This is a genomic window from Streptomyces celluloflavus (assembly GCA_000720995.1).
GTDB lineage: Bacteria > Actinomycetota > Actinomycetes > Streptomycetales > Streptomycetaceae > Streptomyces > Streptomyces celluloflavus.
Window position 1 is genome coordinate 1 of the sequence record JOEL01000110.1, and the last position, 10,079, is coordinate 10,079.

General features: G+C 67.5%; 9 protein-coding genes, 1 tRNA gene and 1 pseudogene. 7 read left to right on the forward strand and 4 right to left on the reverse strand.

Annotation, left to right across the window (positions count from 1 at the left end):
• The first annotated feature begins 207 nt into the window (after window positions 1-207).
• Window positions 208-281: transfer RNA gene (locus tag IH09_RS35980), tRNA-Gly, on the forward strand.
• Window positions 282-834: 553 nt separating this feature from the next.
• On the opposite strand, the gene IH09_RS35985 is transcribed toward IH09_RS35980, so the two are convergent.
• Entirely contained in the window at window positions 835-1,860 is a 1,026-nt protein-coding gene (locus tag IH09_RS35985; protein WP_240150571.1) for a hypothetical protein, read from the reverse strand.
• A gap of 101 nt (window positions 1,861-1,961) precedes the next feature.
• On the opposite strand from IH09_RS35985, the gene IH09_RS40790 reads away from it, so the two are divergent.
• Both IH09_RS40790 and IH09_RS40795 read left to right on the forward strand, forming a co-directional pair.
• Window positions 1,962-2,330: a transposase gene (locus IH09_RS40790; RefSeq protein WP_404827319.1), complete on the forward strand. Its 369-nt coding sequence runs from the start codon at window positions 1,962-1,964 to the stop codon at window positions 2,328-2,330.
• Window positions 2,324-2,518 (forward strand): annotated as a pseudogene (locus tag IH09_RS40795) (transposase); the annotation flags it as partial. The gene IH09_RS40790 and the pseudogene IH09_RS40795, both read left to right, overlap by 7 nt.
• On the opposite strand, the gene IH09_RS35990 reads toward IH09_RS40795, so the two are convergent.
• The 3 genes from IH09_RS35990 to IH09_RS36000 all read right to left on the reverse strand — a co-directional run bounded on the left by IH09_RS35990 (window position 2,486) and on the right by IH09_RS36000 (window position 4,625).
• Window positions 2,486-3,643 (reverse strand): tyrosine-type recombinase/integrase, encoded by a 1,158-nt coding sequence (locus tag IH09_RS35990; RefSeq protein ID WP_052861957.1) that lies wholly within the window; start codon window positions 3,641-3,643, stop codon window positions 2,486-2,488. The pseudogene IH09_RS40795 and the gene IH09_RS35990 sit on opposite strands and share 33 nt — an antisense overlap.
• Window positions 3,643-3,870 (reverse strand): excisionase family DNA-binding protein, encoded by a 228-nt coding sequence (locus IH09_RS35995; RefSeq protein ID WP_052861958.1) that lies wholly within the window; start codon window positions 3,868-3,870, stop codon window positions 3,643-3,645. Before IH09_RS35995 ends, IH09_RS35990 begins: the two co-directional genes overlap by 1 nt.
• A gap of 125 nt (window positions 3,871-3,995) precedes the next feature.
• Window positions 3,996-4,625 carry a helix-turn-helix domain-containing protein gene (locus tag IH09_RS36000; RefSeq protein ID WP_016573147.1) on the reverse strand — a complete coding sequence of 210 codons (630 nt, stop codon included), beginning with the start codon at window positions 4,623-4,625 and terminating at the stop codon, window positions 3,996-3,998.
• Between the two features lie 262 nt (window positions 4,626-4,887).
• On the opposite strand from IH09_RS36000, the gene IH09_RS36005 reads away from it, so the two are divergent.
• The 4 genes from IH09_RS36005 (at window position 4,888) to IH09_RS36020 (ending at window position 9,788) form a co-directional block, all read left to right on the forward strand.
• Window positions 4,888-6,387, forward strand: a complete 1,500-nt coding sequence (locus IH09_RS36005) for a DnaB-like helicase N-terminal domain-containing protein (protein ID WP_052861959.1) — start codon at window positions 4,888-4,890, stop codon at window positions 6,385-6,387.
• Window positions 6,388-6,432: 45 nt separating this feature from the next.
• Entirely contained in the window at window positions 6,433-7,173 is a 741-nt protein-coding gene (locus IH09_RS39540; RefSeq protein WP_052861960.1) for a DUF2637 domain-containing protein, read from the forward strand.
• 345 nt (window positions 7,174-7,518) lie between these two features.
• Entirely contained in the window at window positions 7,519-8,079 is a 561-nt protein-coding gene (locus tag IH09_RS36015) for a plasmid mobilization relaxosome protein MobC (protein WP_052861961.1), read from the forward strand.
• Complete coding sequence (locus tag IH09_RS36020; RefSeq protein ID WP_052861962.1) at window positions 8,076-9,788, forward strand: relaxase/mobilization nuclease domain-containing protein; 1,713 nt, start codon at window positions 8,076-8,078, stop codon at window positions 9,786-9,788. Before IH09_RS36015 ends, IH09_RS36020 begins: the two co-directional genes overlap by 4 nt.
• Window positions 9,789-10,079 lie beyond the last annotated feature (291 nt).

Consider the following 10,079-nt stretch of genomic DNA (forward strand, 5'->3'; position numbering starts at 1 on the left):
CCATGCTCCGCGACGGAACCTTCTACGAACCCCGAACCCCCGAAGCAGCCACCACATGACCAACTCGGGCTTGACGAAAAACATAGAGGCACCCCCCCGGACCAACCGCCCCTCCCGCGCACCCCCACCCACACCCATCACACCGCACCCCGACCATGAGGTAGAGTGTGCTGCGATGCTCCGCCTTCCATCGAGGCGGCTCTTTACGCGGGTGTAGTTTAATGGTAGAACATGAGCTTCCCAAGCTCAGAGCGCGAGTTCGATTCTCGTCACCCGCTCCACAGCGAAGGCCCAGGTCAGCGATCTGGGCCTTCATTGCTGTCTAGACCATTCTCGGGCCAGCCAGCCCCCCACCAGCCCCATCTGCCGGCCGAGGCGTAAGTTTCACCCACTCCCACACCGAGCCAGGCACCTTGAGAGTCGACCTTCTCAAATAGCGAGACGCATTTTCTGTGACTTGGGTCACTTGCCCCTGAGGTGTCGCGAGATTACGGATGCAAAATGGGCTCTTGGCAAGGGAGTTCGCCTGGCCCCTGCCCGCGCTCCGGACGGCGAACGCACTCCGCCTAAAACACAGCGCAGTGTAGGCAGGACCGTTCAGTTACTGAACGGTCCTGCCTACACTGCGCATTGCCCTCTGGGTTGGGGAAAACCGACGCCTTAGAGGCGTGTCTCACGTGGTGGGTTTCGCAAGCTTCTTGAAGCAGGTCAGTGCTGCCGCGAGGTCGAGGAACGCGAGAAAGTGGCTGCCCTTTCGCTCGAATCGGCGGGCGTCAGGTCACCTCATAACCTCAGGTGACAAGGCGCCTTCCCCAGCCGCGAGGGATGGGGGCCCTATCGTGCCGTCGGCTGGTGGAGCCAGGGCGCGCTGGTGGCCCAGAAGATGACGTCGGCTCCGAGGGTGTTCGTGCCGAAGTCGGTGAACTCCTGCCGGGTGTACGGCTTCTTCGTCTTGGGGTTCTCGTACTGGAAGTCGGGTTCCTGTACGGCCATGGCCACCATGGGGAGCTGCCCCCGGTACTTCTTGAAGAAGGGGTACGAGTTTTCCATCTGCGCCGGGCGGTCCGGCAGGATGTCCGGTCCCCCCAGGCCGATTCCGTGCGCCTTGGCAAACTCGAAGGTGCGGCTCATGTACTTGCGGCTGTTGTTCCATTCACCGGGCCAGAAGTTGACGTACTGGATGAACGGCGTCTTGGTGAAGACCTTCTTGCCGTAGGCCATGTTGTCGAGTTCTGCCTTGAAGTAGACGTCGTCGCTGTAGCCGGTGTGGTCCTTCTTGGTGTCCACCCCGGTAGCGGTTTCCGGCAGGTTCACCCCAGCGAGGCGACCGTCGAACCGCTGTGACATCGCCTTCAGTAGCTGCTGGAAACGGCCCCGCACCTGCGGGTTCCATTGCGCCGCGACCGCCCCGGGCTCACCGGGGCCGAGGCCGTTCTCGTTCGTTGTCGGAGCCGCGCCTCCCTTGTACTCCGGATCCTTCAACAGATAGTCCGGGAGCCTCGCCGGCAGCGCGAAGAACCGGTCCTGGACCTGGATGAACAGCTTCTTGTGGCGGGACTGCAGAACGTTCAGCGCCCGGTCGATCTCAGAGAAGTCGTACTGATTCTTCTTCCGCTCCAGCGCCTTCCACGGCACCACCAACTGCACGCCGGCGACATCGCGACGATCGATCAACGGCATCACATTTGTGTCGAAATCCCCGATGGAGGCGTAAAGATAGTTCTTCGCCTTCTTTCCGGGCGCTGCGGCGGAAGCCTTTCCGGACACCGGAGCGGGAGCCCCAGAGGCCACCGCGGCCGCGCCCGTCAGGCCCATCGCCACGAGAATTCCGACACCGACAGCAATTCGCTTGGTCGCCATGAGCCCCACGGTGCAGCACAGTTGTGAGAGGAACGTAAGAAGGCTGGACATTCCTCCTGACCAAGAGGACTTCTCACGTGGCGAGTTGCTGATGCGGCATGATGCTGCACTGCGACTGTTGGTCTGCCCCGTCGGCTTGTGCCGGACGGGTTGTGGGAGTTGGCAGCGCCGCTGCTGCCGAAGTTCACGTCCCGCCCGCAGGGCGGGGGTACGACTCCGGTGGACGAGCGGGCGGTGTCACAGCGGTGGTGTACGTGCCGACCAACGGTTGCGCCTGGTGCCATCTTCCGCCGACGTTCGGCGTCTCCCCGGCAACAGCGCACCGCCGGTTCACGGCGTGGACCGAGGCCGGGCTGTGGCGCCGACTACACCGGGCAGTCCTGGATGAACTCGGCGCCCGGGGCGAGCTGGACTGGACCTCAGCAATCATCGACGCAGCCTCCGTCCGCGCGAAAAGGGGGGTTTGCTGACCGGGCCGAACCCGGTCGATCGCAGCAAGAAGGGCAGCAAATTACATGTCCTGTCCGAAGCTCAGGGCGTCCCACTGACCCTCGCGGTCTCCGGCGCGAACGTGCACGACAGCCAGGCGTTCAAGCCACTGATCCTCGGCATACCCGCCATCCGCTCACGGCGCGAACTGCGCCGAAGACGGCCGGTCAAGATTCGCGCGGACAAGGCGTACTACTCTGCCGATCACCTCACATGGCTCCGCGGCAGGCGGCTCGTCGCGCGGATGCTGGTAGATCAGCTGAGCCTTGGGGCTGGACTGGCCCGCGCGGACCATAAGGTCCTTGAGCTTCGCGCCGGAGTCGGCCGCCAGGGTGTTACCGGTGTGGCGCAGATCGTAGAAGCGGAAGTTGTCCGGCAGTCCCACTGCGATGCGCGCCTTGCGCCACTTGCGCCCGAAGGAGGACCGTCGCAGAGCAGCCCCGCGCTCGCCCACGATGAGGAGTCCGTCCGGTTCCTTCTCGGCGAACCACTGAAGGTGGCGACGCAGCTCGGGCACCAGGAAATCGGGCAGGTACACCGCACGCTTGCCCGCTCGCGACTTCGGATCGCCGATCACCTTCTTGCCGTTGGTCAGCTCCGGCGCGGCGCGCCTGATCCACACCACGCCCTCGTCGACGTCGATGTCGCTGCGGCGCAGCTCGGCGAGTTCTTCGGGACGCAGGGACGCGAAGGCCCCGAGGAAGATCATGATGCGCCAGCGTGGTCCGATGGCTTCGGCCAGGGCATAGACCTGTTCGACCTCGGCGACGTCGCGTTCGTCGGCCTCCTCCTTGCCGGCGCCCTTGATACGGCACGGGTTGCTCTTGAGGAGATCGTCGTCGACCGCGGTTTGAAGGATGGCCTTCAGCAGGCGGTAGGACTTGGCCACTGTCGTCTTCGCACCGTTGGTCGCCTTCAGCCGCTCGGCTCGCCAGACGCGCACATCCGCCGGTTGGATCTCGTCCAGGTCCCATGTGCCGAACGTGGGCGTGATGTGCCTGTTGAGCAAGCGGGTGTACAGGTCCTCGGTGGTCGCTGCCAGGCCGCGCTCGTTGACCCACTTCCTCGCGAAATCCTCGAAGTTGACGGCGCCGGCGTCGGGGTCGGTCCAGTGCTTGCGCTCGATATTGGCCTGGGTCAGTGCGAGCCAGGTCGTTGCCTCCGTCTTGGTCTCGAACGTCTTCGGCGCATAGCGCCGCTTGCCGTCCGGAGCCCAGTAACGAGCCTGAAAGCGCCCCGACTCGGTCTGGCGCACACTGCCGAATTCACGCCGCCGCTGCGGCTTTCGCGCCATCAGGCAGCCTGGCCGTAGCCGGAGCGGAACCGTCGTACCGGCTGAACGGTGCGGGCCGCTGTATAGGCGGCGAGCACGCTCTCGGCGATACGGACGTGCCGCCCGACCTTGACGAAGGCGATACGGCGCTCAGCGACGAGGCGGCGGGGGAAACGCTCCGTGGTGCTGAGGCGCTCGGCGACCTCGGGGATGGTCAGATAGCGCTCGGGCGCGCTGGAAGAAGGCATGGGAGTCCTTCCCGCCGACCTGGGGCTGGCACCCCTGCGGCGTGATCGTTTGATGGGTGGTCATACAGCTGGGGTCATGTACTCGTCTCGCGGCGCGCTAACACCGCAGTGAGACGGGAGGAGGGCTACTCAGAAGCGTCGAGGTGCTTCAAGTCCTCCGGCAGCATGGGGGGTTCGATGCCGCGGACGCGCAGCTTGGCGCGGAATTCGCGTACGTCCTGGGCATAGCCGTGGGTGTAGCCCTCCAGGCGCTCCAGCATGTCGTCGCTGCGGGCGCGCTGCTGCGGGTCGCGGATCAAGTTGGCGCCCCGGCGGGTCTCCTCGGCGAACTTGATGGCTCTGCGCAGTGAGCTGATGGCCTGCGCGTGCGCACGGAGCTCAAAGATGACCTCGTTGACGGTGCCGGGTTCAGGCTCCTCGCCGATCAGGGTCTCGGCAGTGACCCAGGAGACAGCGTCCCAGATCGGCAGCTCCTGGCCGGGGAGCACCTCGACCGAGCCGGCCATCCCAATGGGCAGGAGCAGCGCGATCGGCGGAACGTCCAGCGCCTTGGCGAACACCAGCAGTTCCGCGATCTCGACTCCGGAACGGCGCCCGTTCTCGAGGTTGGCGATCGATGTGCGCGGGATCGCATGGCCGAGTGCGGCGCAGGCGTCAGCGAGGCCCTGGGCACTCAGCCCTCGCAGTTTGCGGTAGTCGCGTACCGCCTCGGCCACCTGCTGCGTCAGCCGGCCCTGCCAGTCCTTCTCCGTCATGGGTACCACGTTAACGCACCACGGAACACAGATTCAAGCGGCTATTGTGTTGTAGCGATTCAATGTCGATGCCGCTTGGGCGCAGGTTCTCGCCTTGACTGTGCGCATCGGGTAGAGGCAGGCTTCTGTCGCCCCCGCGAAAAAGGAGCAGCCCCCGGTGTTAGCGCACCGGGGGCCACGACGGATCCCAGCGTGACCACCCATCAAGACGATCAACCGAAGTGCGGCCTGCCAGGGCCTGATGCACTTCGGGGAGGAATCCATGTCCAAGCCTACGGGCATCGGGCCGGCCAGCACCACACCCCTGACCTCGCACCTCCCCCACCCCATGGCGCCGGACCCCGGCTCCGGCACGCCTGTGCCGATGCAGCACGACGCCGACGCCGAGATGGCCGTCCTCGGGTCGTGCATGTACCAGAGCGCCGTCATCGACGCGGTCCGCCAGGTGCTGGAACCGGGCGACTTCTACCAGCCCGCGCACACCACCATCTGGCACGCATTGCTGCAGCTGCGGAAGGACGGCGCGCCCACCGATGCGATCGCCCTCTCCCACCAGCTGAAATCCACGGGCGATCTCACCCGCGTCGGCGGCCCCCCGTACCTGCACACCCTGGCCTCCGCGGCATCGGTGGGCTCCGGCGCCGAGTACTACGCCGACATCGTGCGCCACCACGCCGACCTGCGGACCCTACAAGCCACAGCGGTGCGTGTCCTGCAGGGCGCCACCGCACCAGGAGCGGACCCAGCAGAAGTTCGCAGCCTGCTGACAGCCTCGCTGAGCGAGGCAGCCGACCGCGCCCGCCGCAGCTCGGGCGGACGGCTTCAGCGCTACGCCACCGATGGCTGGTCCTTCGTCACCGACACCCCCGCCAGTACGGCCCCGGTCTGGGGCACGCCGGGGAAGACGGCCTGGGCGTCGGGCGAGAGCCTGATGCTGGTCGGCCCGCCCGGAGTCGGGAAGTCCACCATCGCCCAGCAAATCGTCCTCGCCCGGCTCGGCCTGCTCGCCCAAGTCCTGGACATGCCCGTACAGCAGGGCGAGAAGGTCCTCTACATCGCTGCGGACCGGCCGAGCCAGCTTGCCCGCGCCTTCACCCGCGTCGTGGACCAAGCCCACCAGGACATCCTGCGGCAGCGCCTGGTCTTCTGGTCCGGCCCGCTGCCCGCGTCTCTCAACGCCGAGCCACAGCTGCTCACCGAGCTGGCCGCCGAGCACGGCGCCGACACCGTCGTGATCGACAGCCTCAAGGACGTCGTCGGCAAGCTCACCGACGACGAGGCCGGGCTCGCCTACAACAACGCCCGGCAGCAACTGCTGCGCGACGGCGTCGAGCTGCTCGAACTGCACCACCAGCGCAAGCAAGGCCCCGACGCCTCGCGCAACCAACGCCCCGTGCTGGACCAGGTCTACGGGTCAGCGTGGTTCACCGCCGGAGCGGGAAGCGTCCTCTTCCTCAACGGCGCGGCGGGCGACCCGGTGGTCCAGCTCCACCACCTCAAAACCGTCGACGACGAGATCGGTCCCCTGCCGGTCATCCATGACCACCCCCGTGGCACCTCCCGCGTCGACACCAGCCTCGACCCCCTCACCCTGCTGCGCCAGGCGGGCGCTCACGGACTTACCGCCCGCCAACTCGCCACGCAGACCACCGGTGAAGCCAACCCCCGCCCTGCGGACCTCGCCAAGGCCAGGCGCCGCCTGGAGGCCCTCACCAAGAGCGGGCACGCCGTCCAGGAGCTACGCGCGACCCCCTCCTTGTAAAGGGGGTCGCGTAAGCGCCCCACCTCAAGCACCCGGAGAACCCCCTTGTCCACCACCGCAGCTCCAGCGCTCAAACACCCGTCTGCAACACGGGCGACGGCCTGGGACCGCGCTGCGATCGTCGCCCTCGGCGGCGCCGGCTGCGCCCTCTCCTACGACGCCCTCCAGCAGATGGCCATCGCCATCCACATCCGCGGATTCCTCACCTACCTGTTCCCCCTCGTGATCGACGGCTTCATCGCCTACGGCGTCCGCGCCCTCCTCGTCCTGCGCACCGCCACGTTCCGGGCCCGCCTCTACGTGTGGACGCTCTTCGGTACCGCCACCGCCGCGAGCATCTGGGCCAACGCCCTTCATGCCATCCGCCTCAACCAGCAGAGCGCCACAGGCGAACTGCACTTGGGAGACGCCACCGTCGGCACCCTGTCCACCATCGCCCCGCTCGCCCTGGCCGGAGCCGTCCATCTCCACATCCTCGTCACCCGCGAAGCCGCCGACGAGAGAACGTCGGAACCTGTCGCCGCGGTTCAGGACGCCGGAGTTCAGAGCGCGGTGGTTCAGGAGGCCAAGCACCGAGGCGGCCGTCCGGCCGACGCCACCCTGGACAAGCTCGTGGAGGTCGGCCGCATCGCCGCCGCCGAGCAGGGACGACTCTCCCGCGCGGTCGTCCTCAAAGCCATACGGGACAAGGGCCTCAAGGTCGGCGGCGAACGACTGACCGAGGTCATGAGCATCCTGCGGCCCGAACTCGAAGCCACCGCTGACACCGGTTCGAACAGCGGCTGACCGCCTGCCCCACCGGGTGACCGGAACCCTTCCGGTCACCCGGTGGGTCGGTCACCGCCCCGCTCGGGGCCCGCTTATCCCCACCTGTGGACAGGGCGCTGACCATCCGCACTCCGCAGGAGCTTCCCTGCCGGCCCGCCTGCCCTCCCCGCCCCTTCCGGAGAACCACCCGTGACACACGACCAGCACCACATCGAAGATGCCCCCGACGAGCCGATGCCACTGACGAAGTCCCCTACGCTGATGGACCGTCTGCGGCGTGCGTTCGGACGGGCTGCCCCTGGCGGAGCCAGTAGTACCCCGAGTCCGACTCAAGGCCGGTCTTCGGGGATCTCCGCCCCGGGGGTGGCGGAGACGGCCCAGCGCCAGGGGACGCAGGACCAGGAAGTCGGGGCCGAGGGTGGCCCCGACCTGGACACGCTCCACGCCGTCCAGAGCGAGATCCTTCGCCTCTCCCGCGCTGCCGAGACCGCCGCCGGCGAGCCCGCCGTGAAGAGTGCCCAGCCCACGATCCGCCGCTTCACCGGCACCAAACGCACCGTTCGTGTCGGCCCCATGCTCTTCACCGATGACGAGGAAACCCGTCTCCAGGAGACGGCCATCGAGCACGGCTATAAGGGCAAGTCCGGCTTCGCCGCCGACGTCGTCCTCGCCTTCATCACCGGTCGGTTCACCGCGAACCTCCCCCTGTCCGAGGACCGCCGCCGCACGCACATCTTCCGCGCCCAGGTCCTACGTCAGCTCAACCGCATCGGCGTCAACGTCAACCAGATCGCCCGCGCCCTCAACAGCGATCTCACCCCGCCCGACCTGCGTCAGCGCCTCGACGAACTCCACGACCTACTTGAGTTGATCGCCGAGGCTCTGCGTCAGCCCGCCGACGTGACGGAGGACCTCGCCGCATGATCGCCGCCATCAAGGCGCCCGGCGCCAACACCCGTGGTCTGCTGGCCTACCTCTATGGCCGGGGCACCCACGACGAACACTTCGACCCGCACATCGTCGCCGGCTTCGCCATGCTCGGCATGCCCGACCCCGGCCGTGACGAGAACGCCACCTTGACCGAACTCGCCCGTCACCTCGACGAGCCCGTCCGTCTGCGCAACGGCGAGTTCGGCAAGAAGATCACCGATCACGTCTGGCACTGCCCTGTCCGCGCCGCACCCGAGGATCGCTACCTCTCCGACGCTGAATGGGGCGAGATCGCCCAGCGCATCGTGGAGGCCGCCGGTATCGCTCCGGCCGGCGACGATCTGGCCTGCCGCTGGATCGCCGTCCGCCACGCGGACGACCACATCCACATCCTGGCTACCACCGTCCGCGAAGATGGCCGACGCCCCAAACTCCACGACAGCGGCATCCGCGTCGGCGACGAATGCCGCGAGATCGAGAAGGACTATGGACTGCGGCAATTGAAGAAGGGCGACCGGACCGGCACCCGTCGGCCTACCCAGGCCGAGATGCACAAGGCCGAACGGCTCGGCTGGGAGCAGACGAGTCCGGAGTGGCTCCAGGGTCGCATTCGTGCCGCCATTCCCCATGTGACCAATGCAGAGGAATTCATCGCCTACCTCGAAGCCGACGGCATCGAGGTGCAGGTCCGGCGCGGCCCGTCAGGAGACCTACTGGGATATGCCGTTGGCCGCCCCGGCGACCTCAACGAGCAGGGTGAGCAGATCTTCCACCCCGGCGGAAAGATCTCCCCCGACCTCTCCCTGCCCAAGATCCAGGGCCGCCTTGAATCCAGCCAGCCGGAAGAGCACCCCACCGCCCGCCGCAACCAGCCGGGCACCCCCTGGCACCAAGCCACCGGCGCCCTCGACACCCTCCACACCGATCTCACAGACGACGCACGAGCCCAGGCACACATCACCGCCCTCGGCGAACTGATCGAGGCCACCGCGCAGAAGGCCCCCGCCGACCTGCGCACCGAACTCCGAGCTGCCTCGAAGGCTTTCGCTCGCGCCCAGCGCTGCCAGATCCGGGCGGAGGACCGAGCCGCCCATGCCCTGCGGTCCGCGGCACGCGATATCGCCACCACGGCTACCGGCCCCGACGGCAGCGCCCTCGCCGCCCTGGTCTCAGCGCTCGTCTGGGCGGCGATCGTCGCCGGACGCTGGCATGAGGCCAAGGGCCACGCGCACCAGTCCGATGCCGCCCGCCAAGCCCTCCAGCACCTCCAGACCGCTGCCGACCAAGCTCTCGTTCCGGTGCTCGCCGAACTTGAACCCCGCCCGCCCAGGGAATCGGCACAACGCGTACTCGCCAGCGACATCCGGGCGGCAGTCCCTGACCACGCCGACCGCATCCTCGCCGACCCCGCCTGGCCGGCCCTGGCCACCGTCCTCGCCGACGCCGAAGCCCTCGGCCACCAACCCCACCAGCTGCTCAAGGAGGCCGCCGCCCAACGCGAACTGACCACCGCCCGCCAACCCGCCCGTGTCCTGATCACCCGCATCCAACACACCGGCCGCAACCCCGCCCCCAACCGCCGCGCCGAAGCCGCCCGCAGCCGTTCCACCATGGCAACAGACATCGCTTCCCGGCAGGTCCAGGCCCCGCAGCCCGTAGCGGCCACGCCCCCCACCAGCCAGCAGCACCAACAACGTCGCTGACACCGTGCACGACGAGCCTCCGATCCCGCACATGGCCGGATCGGAGGCTCGGGACTCCAAGCCGTCGGCAGAAGTGACGTGGTTCAGGCTCGGCACGGCTGATGTCCTCCCCCACTCGTCGCGAAGAAGGACATCCGGCTTTCCTTTGCCGCCCTTCAGGCCGTACCCAGGAGACAGCGTGAAGGCCGGCCGACTAGGACTTGTCCGGTCGATCATGTTCGTAGCCAGATGGTGATGGCGGCTGCCGTTGCGGTGCCGAGGAAGATGTAGCCGCGTTTGTCGTAGCGGGTG